Raw genomic sequence first — 15,988 nt, 5'->3', positions numbered from 1 at the left:
ACCAAAAGAATCGCTCATACCATGATTATCCCCTCTCTCCCTCCTTTTTTAGTACCAAATAACAACCAATCCAAAATTAATTTAATATCTTACGGGTAACATATTGTTATTTATTATAAAGAGATGCACTATTACCTCCTTTTTCAATTTAGTAGGTAAATATAAAATGAAAATTAAATCATTGTGCATCACAGCAATCGCAACCTGTTCAGTTATCATCAGCGGATGCCAATCCAATGCTGACTCGTATGCCGCAGATGTTTATGACACAACGCAATTAAACGCAAAACAAGAAACAAAAACCGTCAATCTTATTTCTGTTCTTCCTGCCAAGGTCGCTGTAGAAAACAAATCAAACAAAGAAGCAGCCCAAACTTTTGGTGCCATCCTTGGTGCTGTAGCAGGTGGTGTCGTAGGCTATAACGCAGGTGGTGCAGGTTCTCGCGCTGGTACAGCAGCAGGTGCAGTGGGCGGCGGAGCCCTTGGAGCAGCAGCCGGTTCAATGGTGAAGGATAAAGTCATCGTTGAAGGCGTTTCCCTGACTTATAAAGAAAAAACGAAGATTTATACATCAACTCAGGTTGGCCGCGCATGCCAGTTCACCCCGGGTGTAGCGCTCGTTATCACGACCAAGCAAAATGAAACTCGCATTCAACCCAATGCAACTTGCCCTAGTAAATAACTCCATAAATAAAGCAATAACAAGCAACAAGAGATAACGACATGGTTAAGGAAACCCTGATTTCATTTTTGCTGGTCACGCTGTCTGCGCCGGTTTTGGCTTCATCTCTTCAAGACCAACTGGCACAAATTGCCCAAGCTGAAAATGAAGGTAAAGCTGAAGAACAAAGACAACACGAAGCTCAACAAGCCAAATTAGAGCGGGCAGCCAAAGCAGAAAGAGAAAAAAGACAGCGTGAAGCGGCTGCCAGAGCGGAAAAAGCCAGAAAGCAAGAAGCGATTAAAGCAACTGAAAAACAAAGAGTGCTCGCTGAAGCAAAAGCGGATAAAAAACGCGATCAAGATTATGAAGATGAGCTGCGCAAACTCGACATTGAGATGAAAAAACTCGAACTGGAGAAACGTTCAGCCAGAGTGAAACGTGAAAACGATTTCATTGACCAAGAGCTGAAAACGCAAGCGGCAAAAACTGACGTGATCCAATCTGAAGCGGATGTTAATCGTAATTTATCATCCGGTGGAAAGGCGTTGCTGGAAAGCGAAGGCCGAGCTCGGGAAAGGCAATCCAGCAAATGGTTCAAATAATCTAGCAAGCTCCCGACACGTTGAACTGCCCCCAATCAGTTAGCCTCTGACTTTTGGGGTGCAGTGCACAACATGAAGGGCTTTAGCTATATGAAGGCTATGCCCTGCTGGAAGCCAAACGCCGGCTCCATAACAGAACGAGAGTCAATACGGTAAGCGGCAAGCCGTGAAATAGAATGATAACAATGGAAGGCGACAGCCAAACGTAAAAAGGGGCAACCAGCAGCATACCTATTCCGAAGCCTGTCATTTGCAATAAAGTCAGAAAACTGAATATAGGCAACCGCAAACTTTCGGGTTCACTTTGCGCCCGGGATATCAGACTGACTTCGGCGATCCCATCCCCAATTCCTGCCCACACTGCAAATAGCAGTAACCAGAATTGATCGGTTTGCTGGAAAGTCAGGATAAACCCCGTTGACATCAGCGCAACTCCGAGAAAGAACAGTTTTTCCATTTTAGCTATTTCGCGGCTACGTAACAGGTAGCTCGCCAGACGGGCGCCACTGAATTTCCCTACCGCCCATGTTGCCCATAGCATGCCCATGACAGTACTGGCATTATCGGGATTGAGCAGTTTGGAAAGAATGGGAAAACCGACATTATGGGCGGAGCTCCCCAGCGTATCTGCCATACTGACAAGTAACATACCTGCCAGAATCGGGGATCCACGTAATCCGAGCCGCAATTCGCGCCATTCATTACCCAATGCCCGTGACACCTTCTGCTCAGGTACGGTGAGGAAACGCAGCGGAATAATCAATATCGCAGCCAGCAAATAGGTAACGATATTCACCTTAAAAACCATCTCATAGCCGCTGCTGGCAATAAGTAAACCCGAGACAAGGCTGCCAAGCACAGCCCCCGTAGCAGCAACGGAAGTCAGCCAGGAATTGGTTGATATACGCTGTGAGATATGTACCCAATGTGGAAGCTGGCTGTTTAAGCCGATAGCAAACATTGAGTTACCCAAACCGATGCCAAAAGCAATAACGGGTAAGACCAACAATTGTTGTGAAACAGGAATAACCAATAGCAAGGACAGCAGCATGACCCGCATTAAGTTAAAACAAACAAACGGCCACCGCCCTGTAAATCGCCGGAAAAACGGTGTTCCCACTAAACTGGCAATCAATCCACCAGCCACGCGGCAAGCCAGAAAAATACTGACATGCATGACACTGTTACTGAGCAAGTAAACGTATGTGGATAACGCCACCATATTCAGGAATGCGCCACAATCAGAGACAAATCTTGCACTCACGATAAATAAAGCATTACGGCCCGATAATCGCAAATTCACACTATTTTCCCGATTCGACATTATTATTGGCTCTTTTATTGTTCAGGGAATTATCAGAAATTGACCAATAATATATCCCAAAACGTTGCAGGGGTAGGAGAGACTTGCGGAATATTATGGTCGTGTGATTAATGCTGTTTATTTGCTTTTTGATTAAAGGTGAGCATTTAATCGCTCACTTTTAATCAAAAAATAGTTCGTCAACTATTTACAGTGTTGGATTCGCATACTTTATTTTTTGAGCCGATACAATTATCTGATAAATAAATCTGACAGGTAACTATGGCTCTATTGTCCGGAACTAGAATCTGTATTTTAAACCGACAGTAACAGAATAATGTACGTTTTCAATACCGGCGGCATTACCGCCAAGGTAATCACTTTTTCCGGTGATTGTATTAATACTCTGCATTCCTCCTTGACCTTCTTCATACTTGCTGGCGCTGAATTCAGTATAGACTTTAGCCTTAGGAGTAACGTAATAACCGGCATCAACCGTGGCAGAATAATATCGTAAATTATCAGCCTGCACGCGAAACGTAGTATCACGCGCATAATGCTCGTCATTGTCTTTCGCCTTAACCCAAGGGCTGAACTTTAACAAGCCATTAAACTCAAAATTTTGATAACGATATGCCCCCACAATCCCCAAATAAGGCAGGCTAAACTGCTGCTTATAACCAATGCCACGCTCATCACGGGGAAATGTGCCAATATTTCCCCCATTATCATAGATATAGCTTCCCCCAAACGCTGTCCAGCTGAAGCGAGTTTGCTGATAACCCAGTATGGCACCGAACCGGTATGCGGATTTATTTAAAAGCCATCCTCTGATATTAACATCAAACTCATTGGCATGGTTCAGTCGGGTATTGGGATGAGTTGACCAGTGTGACCAGTGTTCCTGCCCGGGAGTCACCCAGTCATAGTCATCCATTCCGCCTGAACCGCTTGATGACAAAGTTACCCAGCCTCTGGCGTTCACTGTCAGCCAGTTTAAAGCATCCCAGGATATGTCTCCTTTAATAATGGGGATATTTTTTATCTTCCAGTCCAGCTCACTCATTTTTTGCCCATTATTTGGGTTGTATACATACTCCTTAGACTCCCCCCCCAGCCAGCCCAACCCTGTACTTATTTTAACGTTTCCCGTTTCCGGATGAATGCTATCTTCGGCCAGTACTGGCGAGGCCAAAGCACAACCTACCACAACCCCTACTATTGTGTTTCTTTTCATCACTTTCTCCTATGAATTCCGGTGCCAAGCAAGTCAATGGCAGGCATAGTAAACATTTCGACCTTTTAATGAATCATAGTTAATAAACATGAGAAATCCACCTGAATCAATTTGCCATGATCAGATGCGACAATGAGTATTATTTAGTTACGTTAAATATGAGGTATTTTGATATCCGCGATAGGCATTACAGTATATTTATAAGTGAGCGTATATCCGAGTTTTATATAAATTAATTAAAATCTAATATTAAATTTTAATTTAAAAATGAATTCGAGATAAAAATGACTAAAATCACCCTATATCCAATAAAACCATCAGGTTAATATTTCTACTTTTCCTATATATCTGAATTAAAGAAAACAGTCTTATTAATACTTCCGCGCAAAATTTATCCTTAAAAAGGCCGAGCACCAGACGGTACTCAGCCCATTATAGATAGTCGTTCTTTTATTATTTTTGCAGGGCAGGCAGATCTGCCAATGGCCAACGAGCTTTGACCGTCACGCCCAATTCTCCTGACGTTCCACCTTGTAGACGGATCATGCCAGCCAGTGCGATCATAGCTCCATTGTCAGTGCAAAATTCAGGACGGGCATAGAAGGCTTCGCCTCCTAACTTTTCCATCAATTCCTGCATCTTAGTGCGCAATGTTCGATTTGCACTCACTCCACCCGCCATGACCAAGCGTTTGAAGCCAGTCTGTTCCAATGCTCGTTTACACTTAATCGCCAGTGTATCGACGACTGCATCTTCAAAAGCACGAGCGATGTCTGCTTTGGTTTGTTCATCTTCGGCAGTATCTTGCCCATGAATGTTATTTCGAATGGTATTGGCTGCGAATGTCTTCAAGCCAGAAAAGCTGAAATCCAACCCAGGCCGATCTGTCATTGGACGTGGGAACACAAAACGACCTGCTGTACCTTGCTGTGCCATGCGGGAAAGTACCGGGCCGCCGGGATAATCCAGACCTAACAGTTTTGCGGTCTTATCGAAAGCCTCTCCCGCCGCATCGTCAATGGATTCGCCCAGCAGTTTGTATTCACCAATTCCCGTCACACTAATCAGCTGGGTATGACCACCAGAAACCAATAGGGCGACAAAAGGAAATTCAGGGCTATTTTCTTCCAGCATCGGTGCCAGCAAATGGCCTTCCATATGATGTACTGGGATCGCGGGTACATTCCATGCAAATGCCAGAGAGCGCCCAATCGTTGCCCCAACCAGCAACGCGCCGACCAAACCCGGCCCCGCCGTATAGGCAACCGCATCAATATCTTTATTCGTCAGGCCCGCTTCTTGTAACGCGGCCTGAATCAAGGGAACTGTTTTGCGAATGTGGTCACGGGACGCCAGTTCAGGCACAACACCGCCATAATCAGCATGTAGTTTTACCTGACTGTACAGTTGATTGGCTAGCAGACCGGATTTGTCATCATAAATTGCGATTCCGGTTTCATCGCAGGACGTTTCTATACCTAAAACTCGCATTGTACTTTTCGTCTCGTCACTATATCGTCGCCAAGCTATTCATATCGCTCAGTGTTCATATTGCTTAGTGTTCATATTGCTTAGTGTTCATATCTCTTAGTGCATACTTCTCAATCATATGCCTTTATATGACGTAATCCCTTAAATCGGGCACAAGTGTAACACTATCCGTTTATAACCACTATTCACATCCATATTCCCTTTCCTATTATCCCGTCATTCAATAGTTTCAGAGAGCATAGGGGCGATTTACATGCTGGCTATTTTCTCTGTTTAGTCTATAATCAGTACCCTACTTGAATATCCTGTGTGGTTAATGTAAATAACGCCAACTTCAGTCTGTCTATTTTGCATACAAAAAAACAGACTATAGCCTGTAGCGTTGTACGTTTCAATTTTCCTCGGCACTTTACAAAGCCGTGTTCATTGAAGTAAAATTCCGCACCATTTTAAAGACGGCTGGCACTATCCCGCCAGCGACAAACCCGATTTCTATTGAGGTGAGAGGCACATGCCAGTAATTAAAGTACGTGAAAACGAGCCATTTGACGTAGCACTGCGTCGCTTTAAGCGTTCTTGCGAAAAAGCAGGCGTATTAGCAGAAGTTCGTCGTCGTGAATTCTATGAAAAACCAACGACTGAGCGTAAACGCGCTAAAGCTTCTGCAGTTAAGCGTCATGCTAAGAAGCTGGCTCGCGAAAACGCACGCCGCACTCGTTTGTACTAATTCTTGCGGTCAATCCGCATAGTGTTTGTATTAACAAACTACTGCAGTTAAAGGCCGTGCTTTCCAAGAGGAAGCGCGGCTTATTCTCGTTCATCAACAGGCGTAAAAAGGGCTTATGGCTGGACGAATTCCACGCGCATTCATCAATGATTTACTGGCAAGAACTGATATCATTGATTTGATCGATGTCAGAGTACCTCTCAAAAAGAAAGGTAAAAATCATCAAGCGTGCTGTCCTTTTCATAACGAAAAAACTCCTTCATTCACCGTTAATGGCGATAAACAGTTTTACCATTGCTTCGGTTGCGGAGCGCATGGCAATGCCATTGATTTTTTGATGAATTACGACAGGCTAGAGTTTGTCGAATCCATCGAAGAACTGGCAACAATGCACGGGCTGGAAGTTCCCTACGAAGCAGGCTCCGGCAGTAGCCAAATAGAGCGCCACCAGAGGCAAAATCTTTACCAGTTGATGGATAAGCTCAACAGCTTCTATCAGAATTCACTGAATATACCGAACGCGCAAGCAGCCCGGCAATATTTGTCCCAACGTGGGCTCAGTGAAGAGATCATCCAGCGTTTTGCCATTGGTTTTGCGCCGGCAGGATGGGATAACGTTCTAAAACGTTTTGCCCATAACGTTGAAGATCGCAAGCAATTAAACGACGCAGGAATGCTGGTCACAAACGATAATGGCCGGACTTATGACCGCTTTCGCGAACGTGTGATGTTTCCTATCCGCGATCGCCGGGGTCGTGTAATTGCATTCGGTGGGCGTGTACTGGGAGATGCACTTCCCAAATACCTGAACTCACCGGAAACAGAAATTTTCCATAAAGGCCGCCAGTTATATGGTCTCTATGAAGCCCAACAGAATCACGATACGCTTTCAAGGCTATTAGTCGTTGAAGGTTATATGGATGTTGTCGCGCTAGCCCAATTTGGCATTGATTATGCCGTGGCTTCGCTGGGAACATCGACAACCGCCGAACATATTCAGTTGCTTTTTCGGACAACAGACAGTGTAGTTTGTTGTTACGATGGCGACCGCGCCGGCCGTGATGCTGCGTGGCGCGCACTGGAAACAGCGCTGCCTTATCTAAATGATGGTAGACAGTTGCGTTTTATGTTCTTGCCTGATGGCGAAGATCCAGATTCACTGGTTCGCAAAGAAGGACAGGAGGCTTTTGAGCAGAGAATGGAGAAAGCATTAACACTCTCTGAATTTCTGTTCGAGTCTTTATTGCCACAAGTAGATTTGAGTACTCCAGAAGGGGCGACTAAACTCAGTTCACTTGCTATGCCACTGATTAGTCAAATTCCTGGGGAAGCATTGCGGATTTATTTGCTACAGGAAATCGGAAAACTACTTGGCATACCTGATACAACACAATTGGAACGATCTTTGGCAAAGCTTGTCAAAAAAGATACAAGTACATATCAGGCGCTAAAACTGAAACCGACGACAATGCGCATTCTTATCGCATTGCTGGTACAGAATCCGCATTTAGCGACATTAGTTCCTTCTTTACAGGGAATGTTTTCGGCTCCAATAGCGGGTTTGCCGTTATTTGTAGAGCTTGTCGATACATGCCTTGCTCAACCAGGTTTAACAACTGGTCAGCTTTTAGAGCAATATCGTGATAATAAATACGCCAAACAGCTTGAAAAACTCGCTGCATGGAACGATATACAAGTAGAAGAGATTGCTGAAAAGACATTCAGTGATGCACTGGGTCATCTTTTCGCATCAGCTCTTGATGAACGTTTTAATTTTCTGATGGCCAAAGACAGAACAGAAGGCCTGACACCAGAAGAGCGTGAAGAGGTGCGATTAATCACGGAATCTGGTGCAAGAAAATAAGAATCTGTTTCATCAAGACTATATTTTAACCAAACTGAATATCAACAAAGCGATATTTTTAACGAAGCCATGCTTTAACGAAACTATATTATCTAAAGTTGCTTAATCAATACGCTGGTTCGCGTAATAATTTTCAGCCCATACGCTAACCAATTGATTTTTAACTTTGTTTTAGGAAAAATAGCGTCCAAAAATATACTATTAAGGATAAATAGTTTTAAAAAAAATAATTTTGATGAATATAGTTTGATGTAAATATAGCTTGGTAAAACAGGTTTTCAACCAAAATATTAAGATTTCTGATACAAAATTCACGGCTTAAGTGCCGCATTAGGTAGGGAGACAGCCCTACGATTGTCGCTATTGAGGGCAGCGGCAATACACGAAAACGCCCCTAAATGTTATTGTTGGCATATTTGTTTCGCCGACCGACACCAACCAATACTCTGAAGTGTGGATACCGTCTTATGGAGCAAAACCCGCAGTCACAGCTAAAGCTACTTGTCACCAAAGGTAAGGAGCAAGGCTATCTGACCTATGCTGAGGTCAATGACCATCTGCCGGAAGATATCGTCGATTCTGATCAGATAGAAGATATCATCCAAATGATCAATGACATGGGCATCCAGGTAATGGAAGAAGCACCTGATGCTGATGATCTCATGTTGGCAGAAAACACAAACGACACCGATGAAGACGCGGCGGAAGCGGCTGCACAGGTGTTATCTAGTGTCGAGTCAGAAATCGGCCGTACTACTGACCCAGTGCGCATGTACATGCGTGAAATGGGTACAGTGGAACTACTGACTCGCGAAGGTGAGATTGACATTGCAAAGCGCATTGAAGATGGCATCAACCAAGTGCAGTGTTCCGTTGCAGAATACCCAGAAGCAATTACTTACCTGCTAGAACAGTACGACCTCGTCGAAGCTGGCGAGAGCCGCTTATCCGATCTTATTACGGGTTTCGTTGACCCTAACGCAGAAGAAGATCTCGCACCAACAGCCACTCACGTTGGATCTGAGCTTCCTCAGGAAGAGCTGGATGATGACGAAGATGATGACGACGACGAAGATGATGACGACAGCGAAGATGATAACAGCATCGACCCAGAATTAGCTCGCCAGAAATTTCAGGAATTGCGTGAGCAATACGAAGTTACTCGTCAAACAATCAAGAAGAACGGGCGCAATCATCCAAATACCGCAGCAGAAATTTTGATCCTGTCTGATGTATTCAAACAGTTCCGTTTAGTACCAAAGCAGTTTGATTATCTGGTTAACAATATGCGTTCCATGATGGATCGCGTACGTTTCCAAGAACGCCAGATCATGAAAATGTGTGTTGAACAGTGCAAAATGCCGAAGAAGAATTTCATTACCCTCTTCTCTGGCAATGAAACCAGTGATACATGGTTCACTGCGGCAAAAGCAATGAACAAGCCTTGGTCTGAAAAGCTACTGGAAATTGAAGAAGAAGTTATGCGTAGCTTGCAGAAGTTACGCCAGATCGAAGAAGAAACTGGCCTGACAATTGAACAGGTCAAGGATATCAACCGTCGCATGTCAATCGGTGAAGCGAAAGCCCGCCGTGCGAAGAAAGAAATGGTTGAAGCTAACTTACGTCTGGTTATTTCGATTGCGAAGAAATACACCAACCGTGGCTTGCAATTCCTTGATTTAATTCAGGAAGGCAATATCGGCCTGATGAAAGCGGTTGATAAATTTGAATACCGTCGTGGTTACAAATTCTCAACTTACGCCACTTGGTGGATCCGTCAGGCCATTACCCGTTCTATCGCAGATCAGGCGCGCACCATCCGTATTCCGGTGCACATGATTGAGACTATCAATAAACTCAATCGTATTTCTCGCCAGATGTTGCAGGAAATGGGTCGTGAGCCTTCACCGGAAGAGCTGGCAGAACGTATGTTGATGCCTGAAGATAAGATCCGCAAGGTGCTGAAAATCGCCAAAGAGCCAATCTCAATGGAAACACCGGTAGGTGACGATGATGATTCGCATCTGGGTGATTTTATCGAGGATACAACGCTCGAACTGCCGCTGGATTCCGCAACGTCAGAAAGCCTGCGTTCTGCAACCCACGATGTTCTGGCTGGCTTAACTGCACGTGAAGCGAAAGTTCTGCGTATGCGCTTTGGTATCGATATGAATACTGACCATACATTGGAAGAAGTGGGCAAACAGTTTGATGTTACCCGCGAACGTATTCGTCAGATTGAAGCGAAAGCCTTGCGCAAATTGCGTCATCCAAGCCGCTCTGAAGTTCTTCGCAGCTTCCTTGATGACTAATCAACATTGCTGATTACCTGAAAAAGCGTCTGCTCTGGCAGACGCTTTTTTTATTCTGCGCGGATAAATCCCTGATATTCAAACAATGGCAGGAAGCCAGTGCGGAGATACAAACCATTTCCATCAGGTGAAGCATCCAAATAACACGCGGTAGCACCTTGCTGCTTTGCCTCCGCCAGCACATGATTGACCAAGGCAGACGCATACCCCTTCCTTTGCATCCCCGTCACCGTGCCAATATCATCAAAGCGAACAATATCTCCCAGCCTTGATAGCGTTAATGCACAAACCGGCTGCCCATCGACATACAGCGCATAATGTTGCAGAGATTTTCCTGCATCGATTGCTGCCTGATGACGTTTTTGGTACTGCGCGGAAAGCAGATTGCAAGTTTCAAACGCACTCTCCACTGGGATTAGCCAATCCCTCAAATCATGCTCAACACAGCGAATATCATAGCCAGCTGACACATCATTTATTACCGACCAATTCAATAAATCGAGCTGCATAGCCGTAGTTATGCCATCCACATCGGGAACAAACCCGGCATACCGGAGTACTTCCAGTGTTTGCAGGTTTGGCTTCACGGCATAAACCGCAAACGGAATATCAAAGTGTTCGTCCAGTAACCGGATGCCTTTTTGCACATTTTTTGCAATTTGAGAGTGATTTTCAGTGACCAGCAAAAAGTTCAATACATGCACTTCGACACCGGTTGCGTAGGCACGGACATCTTCACTGATATGCTGATGCATAAGACTAATAGATGAGTAAAAATAATCTTCTATTTGATGATGAGACAAAACTGCCGCTGACAAGTGATGTTTATTCATATTCACTCACAAAGGTATTTTCATTAAAAGTTATTCGAATGATTAACAATCAATGAAGAAATAAAATAATATCAACACGTTTGCCGACCAGAGTATGTGATAAGCACAATAAATAATCAGAAATATTTATCAGAAAAGTAGCCGACATCACTAAAAACACGGGCAATTGAAGAAAGTGTGTTAAAAGAGCGTGATTATTGTATATAAAATACGCATACGGATTTTTCGGGGCTAGACCTAATAGCAAACTGTACCGTATAATCTTCCCACATCACTGGCCCCTTAGCTCAGTGGTTAGAGCAGGCGACTCATAATCGCTTGGTCGCTGGTTCAAGTCCAGCAGGGGCCACCAGAATTATCAAGGGGTTGCATAAAAAAGTGCGACCCCTTAGTTTTTTCTAGGATACCCATAGAATACCTTTTGGCAGTAGCATGAGGTATAACCGATTAACACCGCTACGGTAATGAAGCGCTCTCGTATTTCCCTCCGCAACACTTATCACATCCCCTGAACATTAAGACGCTTAAATAAATAACAAACAGATGGGTGATTATTCCAGTGGCTTGTCGCGCGCTTTACGCTCAATGGGTTGACCATACGAATCAAAGTAGCGGCTAGGCCAGATTTCAGAGGGATGTATTTCGAGATAGCTAGCGATAATCCATTCGCCTTTAGGCCACGGGCGAGAAAGTGTATTCGCTAATGTTGATGAACTGAGTCCTGCCTCACGGGAAATTGCTGCTAAGGTTATGCCGCGCTTACGTAATGCAGCAATAATATCGGCTTCCTTCCATTAATTGAACATTGATGGTGGCGATCCAGACAGGGTTCTCACAACTGGGAGCTATCTTCCAGCGAGGCCGAAACCTCCCCGCCTGAACCACCATTGAAAGGGCGGTAGCAGGCACACTTGTAGAAATGTCCTACCAGTGGATAGCTCTTAACAAGGGTGATAATCCTTGACCATCGGATTTTGCCAATGGCGGGGCTACTTTAACTGATTGGTTTATCTGACCCAATAAGCGAACTCGTATAAACGCTTAACTTTTTGCGTTAAATTTCGTTAAATAACTAAGGTTCTGCCAACATTGCACATTGCTGTACTCAATGAAATGGAAATATTTCGACTATTCTTTTGGAATCATTCTTAGTGCATCATTACGTGACTCTCTGTAAACATCCCCAAGAAACATACTCTGTGAAGCCGCATATTTTACAGCATCCCCAGCACCATCAATGTATTTTAATATATGCTGTCTGGCTGCGTAGGTAGGCTTTATTCTGTTATAAACATCAAGCCACCATTTGCTTCCATATTTCTTAATTATTTTTCCTTTTATTCTTTGGAAATATTCTTGGCTATCAGCACCATCATAAGAAGCCAATAAACTAGCCCAGATCATTTTTTTATGAATGGATAGTGGGTTATATTCCCGCAGAATTAATTCCTCTCTTACATCCGGATGTAAGAGTAAACTACCATCAGCGATTTTACGTTTTATCCACAAGCGTTTAGCAAACTCGTAGACATGCTTTTTATCTTCTTTCTCTAATCTCAGTGTATGAGAAGGCCAATTTTCAAGGTTATCTATAAGAGATAACTTTTTTATTAAATCTTGATGATCCTCAGTGCCGTTCCTGCCATACATGCTTTTTATCCTTTTTTCACTGAACGAAACCTTTATTTTTCAATATATTCTGTAGGTACACCAGTAAATTTACATAGCCGCTTTATAGTGGCGTATTACGCATAATACACCAATATTCTAATCATTTTATTTCATTCATCTCTAGTTCTTTGACGTAATTAAGTAATTTCAAATCAACAAACTACCTAAATTCCATCAAAACTAGCCAATCTCTGCTGTTGCTCATCACTGAGATTGAAAGCAAATGCTTCATGCTCAATTTGCCATGTGCCAAAACTCATCAGGAACGCGATTGTGGGGTCGATTTTATTCGCGGATTTCTTTTTATTCGGTTTGATATTGGCGTCCGCGTCGGTTTCCATCACCACATTGGACATTGCCCACGCGAGCGCCGGATCGCCGTTGTGACGAATAATTTTACGATTCACGAACACTTCGGCAGATTTCGCCACCGGACTAAAGCGCATATAGGTTTGCGGGAATGGTTCAACATCTAACCCTGCATCCTGCAATTGTGTTCGTAGATGCGTGGCGTTCCATGTATCAAAGCCGACGAGCTTGATATCAAACTGCTGGCTGTCGCGAATATCATCGCGAATACGGTCATAATCAATACAGTCACCTTGTGTGGTACGTATCCAGCCTGTCTGCGCCCATTGTCGATAAATCGCCCGATTCTTATTGGCGGGGTTCTGCAATTGCGCTTCGGGTAAGTAATGACGGTCAGTAATAACAGCTCGTTATCCACGGGGAACATGTAACAAATACTGGTGATATCGCCTGTTGAAAATAAATCCAGTTCAGCGTAGCACTCCAGTCCTTTAAGGTTCATTTTCATCATAATCAGTCTGGCAGGCTTTCCATGTGCCTTCGCCCATCCACGAGATTTCTCCCTGACACCAGATATTAAAGCGTTTGGTTAGAATTTCTGAATATTATGAAAGTTACTATGCTAATTTTTGGCCTACATGTTTAACTGTAAGCACCTATGCACGTCATTATGACCTAAGTGAAACCACAACCAGACAATATCTTTTTGCCTTTCCTCAAGGCCTCTTCTCTCCATGTTTTATCAAAAACTGGATATGATCATGAACAAAATACTTCAAACGACACACAGCACAGTAATGATCACTTTCTTAATTTATTATTTAAATTCATTATGATTAAGAAGGCCATCATGCATATCTAAAAATGTTCGCCTTCTGTCACCAGGTAAATTGTTCTAAGCATCGACTAAACAAATAGCTATTTAGCTGATGTTTAAGACATCCGATTGCTCACATTAAGACAATCACCAAACTGCCCTGCTGTTCGAGATGGCTTCTGCTTGCTTGAATATCAGCTCTACAGCCCCCAGCGTTTTGTCACCAGCTCGTATCAGCCTTATTTTTGCCTAGATTTCTGTGCCTATTCCACTCATTTCCTCATATTCCGCCAAAATCAGGTGAAAATTCCATCTAATTAGTTAATTAATTTTACCAATTAATGTGTACAATAAATTAACCTGCCGGATAAAAAAATCTAACATAAAAAAGTAAAAAGAATGATAAACAATAAGGAATCTCTGTACCTACAAGAACGCGCTTACCTGCGGGAATTGGCACAGCGCGTGGCAAAAGAGTCCCCCATTTAACCGATTTTCTGGCAACGGTTCATGATCCCGATATTCAACGTCTTTTCGAGGCGTTTGCTCTGCTGATTGCCCGCTTACGGGATAAATTGGAGGATGATTTCCCCGAAATCACCCACGGTATATTGTCCCGTATCTGGCCGCTAGTACTGTGCCCTATCCCGCCCACTACGATCATGCAATTTCTCCCAGCCGATGGCGAACATCAAGGCGCTGTTGATATACCTAAAAGCACTTCAGTTTCTGCACCTATGGACGGAGAACTGCTCAGTTTCAAAACCTGCCGTCTGCTGCATATTGAGCCATTAATTGTGCGAGATCGCAGGGTGAAAAAAACCGGCACCCACAGTGAAATTATCCTGACACTTTGCCAGACGGGAAGTACGTCACCCGTCTGGCAAAGTGGTTCGCTCTCTTTTTTCCTTGGCTCCGATACCGAACAAGCGGCGCAACTCAGCCTGTGGTTGGATCAGTCTATTTGCGAAGTGCGCCTGAGCGCACAGGGTGAACAACGAAAATTGCGCTGTTTTCCCTATGGCTGGCATAATGTGTTGAATTCTCCCATTCTGCCGATGAAAAAAAGTGCCTATGCCGGCCTGCAAACGTTGGTTGAGTATTATGCACTTCCCCATTTGTATAACTTTGTCACGCTGGATATCAGCCGTAGTTGCACGGAAGTTCCACTGAATGCGGATGGTACTTTTGAACTGATTTTTCGTTTTGACGGCGAACTGCCGCTGGATGATATCGGTGATGCCTTTATGTTGGGCTGTGTGCCGGCTATTCATCTGGAAAAACGGATCAGCCCGCCTGTCCTGTTGAGTGCCGAAAACCACTGTTACCCCTTGCCGCTGGGCGATTCGATGAAATTATTCCGGTTGCATGATGTTCAAGTGGTTCAACAACCCGATGATGACGCCCAACGGGGTACGCCTTACCGCTATCTGCCGATAGAGCAATTTACACCCGCCGCGGAACTGCTGGCCGGGGAAGCGCCGGATTATTTCTACTATCAGCTTCGCACTGAACGTGATTTGCTGGATCGCATTCAACACCGGTTGCACTTTTTTGATTTGACGGGCAAACCGGCTCGCAACTTGCCTGAACTCGCGGTCGCCTGCGATTTCACCGGCTACCATGAACCCGCAATGGCACTGGGACAAGGCTCCATCAGCGTGATGCAGGAAAGTTCCCCTTCACATCTCAGCGTGCATAATATTACGCCAGTGACCACCGATTACCCGCCGATGTTGCAGGATAATTCCGGCTGGCCGCTGCTTTCCTGCCTCGCCAGTCCGCCCATTTTGTTGTTTACCACAGAAGGGATGCAGCATTTTCTCCGCCTGTTTAATCATTATGCCAAATTTAACCGCCCCCTGAGCCGTCATTTCCAGTGGCATATTGACGGCATTATGCAGGTGGAAGAGCGCCTGATTGACCGAATGAAGCTGGGCAACCCGATCCGGGGGCATTTATTGTCACTGACCCTGAACCCCGATGGTTACGCCAATCCGGGAGAGATGTACCGTTTCTGTCGGTTAATCCATGAAGCGATGGCCTGTTTTGTCAGCCAGTCCACTTTCGTCAAGCTGGATGTCTCTACCCCAAATCAAAAAATTCTCTGGGAATTCAAAGAAGTCTATGGGTCACGCATGGGGATGTAACTGTTAAA

The 15,988-nt window shown here is 44.4% G+C and carries 11 protein-coding genes, 1 tRNA gene and 2 pseudogenes; 7 read left to right on the top strand and 7 right to left on the bottom strand.

Features of this window, described 5'->3' with window-relative positions; genetic code table 11:
• Nucleotides 1-166 precede the first annotated feature (166 nt).
• Both FE392_RS06880 and FE392_RS06875 read left to right on the top strand, forming a co-directional pair.
• On the top strand, nt 167-682 hold the full coding sequence (locus FE392_RS06880) for a hypothetical protein (RefSeq protein ID WP_319929484.1): 516 nt from the start codon (nt 167-169) through the stop codon (nt 680-682).
• Nucleotides 683-723: 41 nt separating this feature from the next.
• Entirely contained in the window at nt 724-1,266 is a 543-nt protein-coding gene (locus tag FE392_RS06875) for a DUF5384 family protein (protein ID WP_319929483.1), read from the top strand.
• A 97-nt stretch (nt 1,267-1,363) separates the two neighbouring features.
• Here the strand turns inward: FE392_RS06875 and FE392_RS06870 are convergent, their stop codons facing one another.
• The 3 genes from FE392_RS06870 to tsaD all read right to left on the bottom strand — a co-directional run bounded on the left by FE392_RS06870 (nt 1,364) and on the right by tsaD (nt 5,297).
• Nucleotides 1,364-2,590, bottom strand: a complete 1,227-nt coding sequence (locus FE392_RS06870; RefSeq protein WP_319929482.1) for an MFS transporter — start codon at nt 2,588-2,590, stop codon at nt 1,364-1,366.
• Nucleotides 2,591-2,870: 280 nt separating this feature from the next.
• The gene (locus tag FE392_RS06865) at nt 2,871-3,806 is read right to left on the bottom strand and encodes an omptin family outer membrane protease (RefSeq protein WP_319929481.1); all 936 of its coding nucleotides are present in this window, start codon (nt 3,804-3,806) and stop codon (nt 2,871-2,873) included.
• Nucleotides 3,807-4,259: 453 nt separating this feature from the next.
• A complete protein-coding gene (tsaD, locus tag FE392_RS06860; RefSeq protein ID WP_319929480.1) occupies nt 4,260-5,297 on the bottom strand; it encodes a tRNA (adenosine(37)-N6)-threonylcarbamoyltransferase complex transferase subunit TsaD in 1,038 nt (345 codons plus the stop codon).
• A 511-nt stretch (nt 5,298-5,808) separates the two neighbouring features.
• Here tsaD and rpsU point away from each other — a divergent pair.
• The 3 genes from rpsU to rpoD all read left to right on the top strand — a co-directional run bounded on the left by rpsU (nt 5,809) and on the right by rpoD (nt 10,200).
• Nucleotides 5,809-6,024, top strand: a complete 216-nt coding sequence (gene rpsU, locus FE392_RS06855) for a 30S ribosomal protein S21 (protein WP_001144069.1) — start codon at nt 5,809-5,811, stop codon at nt 6,022-6,024.
• 115 nt (nt 6,025-6,139) lie between these two features.
• A complete protein-coding gene (gene dnaG, locus FE392_RS06850; protein ID WP_319929479.1) occupies nt 6,140-7,888 on the top strand; it encodes a DNA primase in 1,749 nt (582 codons plus the stop codon).
• A gap of 467 nt (nt 7,889-8,355) precedes the next feature.
• Entirely contained in the window at nt 8,356-10,200 is a 1,845-nt protein-coding gene (gene rpoD / locus FE392_RS06845; protein WP_319929478.1) for an RNA polymerase sigma factor RpoD, read from the top strand.
• Nucleotides 10,201-10,250: 50 nt separating this feature from the next.
• Here rpoD and FE392_RS06840 read toward each other — a convergent pair whose 3' ends face one another.
• Nucleotides 10,251-11,033 carry a GNAT family N-acetyltransferase gene (locus FE392_RS06840; protein ID WP_319929477.1) on the bottom strand — a complete coding sequence of 261 codons (783 nt, stop codon included), beginning with the start codon at nt 11,031-11,033 and terminating at the stop codon, nt 10,251-10,253.
• Between the two features lie 276 nt (nt 11,034-11,309).
• On the opposite strand from FE392_RS06840, the gene FE392_RS06835 reads away from it, so the two are divergent.
• Nucleotides 11,310-11,385 (top strand) — tRNA-Ile (locus FE392_RS06835).
• Between the two features lie 199 nt (nt 11,386-11,584).
• Here FE392_RS06835 and FE392_RS06830 read toward each other — a convergent pair.
• From FE392_RS06830 to FE392_RS06820, 3 genes and pseudogenes are all read right to left on the bottom strand, one after another.
• A pseudogene (locus FE392_RS06830) lies at nt 11,585-11,827 on the bottom strand (helix-turn-helix domain-containing protein); the annotation flags it as partial.
• Between the two features lie 334 nt (nt 11,828-12,161).
• Entirely contained in the window at nt 12,162-12,683 is a 522-nt protein-coding gene (locus FE392_RS06825; RefSeq protein ID WP_319929476.1) for a hypothetical protein, read from the bottom strand.
• A gap of 185 nt (nt 12,684-12,868) precedes the next feature.
• A pseudogene (locus FE392_RS06820) lies at nt 12,869-13,612 on the bottom strand (terminase TerL endonuclease subunit); the annotation flags it as partial.
• Nucleotides 13,613-14,282: 670 nt separating this feature from the next.
• Here FE392_RS06820 and FE392_RS06815 point away from each other — a divergent pair.
• On the top strand, nt 14,283-15,980 hold the full coding sequence (locus FE392_RS06815) for a type VI secretion system baseplate subunit TssF (protein WP_319929544.1): 1,698 nt from the start codon (nt 14,283-14,285) through the stop codon (nt 15,978-15,980).
• The last annotated feature ends 8 nt before the right edge of the window (nt 15,981-15,988 follow it).

Origin of the sequence: Xenorhabdus santafensis (assembly GCF_033949405.1) — a bacterium.
Lineage (GTDB): Bacteria > Pseudomonadota > Gammaproteobacteria > Enterobacterales > Enterobacteriaceae > Xenorhabdus > Xenorhabdus santafensis.
The sequence above is the reverse complement of the archived record's forward strand: the minus strand, read 5'-3'. Positions and strand labels throughout refer to the sequence as shown.

Excerpts from the sequence above, each read along its gene's own strand:
- FE392_RS06865 (WP_319929481.1), bottom strand. The coding sequence starts at position 3,806 with ATGAAAAGAAACACAATAGTAGGGGTTGTGGTAGGTTGTGCTTTGGCC.
- FE392_RS06840 (WP_319929477.1), bottom strand. The coding sequence starts at position 11,033 with ATGAATAAACATCACTTGTCAGCGGCAGTTTTGTCTCATCATCAAATA.
- FE392_RS06870 (WP_319929482.1), bottom strand. The coding sequence starts at position 2,590 with ATGTCGAATCGGGAAAATAGTGTGAATTTGCGATTATCGGGCCGTAAT.
- dnaG (WP_319929479.1), top strand. The coding sequence starts at position 6,140 with ATGGCTGGACGAATTCCACGCGCATTCATCAATGATTTACTGGCAAGA.
- FE392_RS06875 (WP_319929483.1), top strand. The coding sequence starts at position 724 with ATGGTTAAGGAAACCCTGATTTCATTTTTGCTGGTCACGCTGTCTGCG.
- FE392_RS06825 (WP_319929476.1), bottom strand. The coding sequence starts at position 12,683 with ATGTATGGCAGGAACGGCACTGAGGATCATCAAGATTTAATAAAAAAG.
- rpsU (WP_001144069.1), top strand. The coding sequence starts at position 5,809 with ATGCCAGTAATTAAAGTACGTGAAAACGAGCCATTTGACGTAGCACTG.
- rpoD (WP_319929478.1), top strand. The coding sequence starts at position 8,356 with ATGGAGCAAAACCCGCAGTCACAGCTAAAGCTACTTGTCACCAAAGGT.
- tsaD (WP_319929480.1), bottom strand. The coding sequence starts at position 5,297 with ATGCGAGTTTTAGGTATAGAAACGTCCTGCGATGAAACCGGAATCGCA.
- FE392_RS06880 (WP_319929484.1), top strand. The coding sequence starts at position 167 with ATGAAAATTAAATCATTGTGCATCACAGCAATCGCAACCTGTTCAGTT.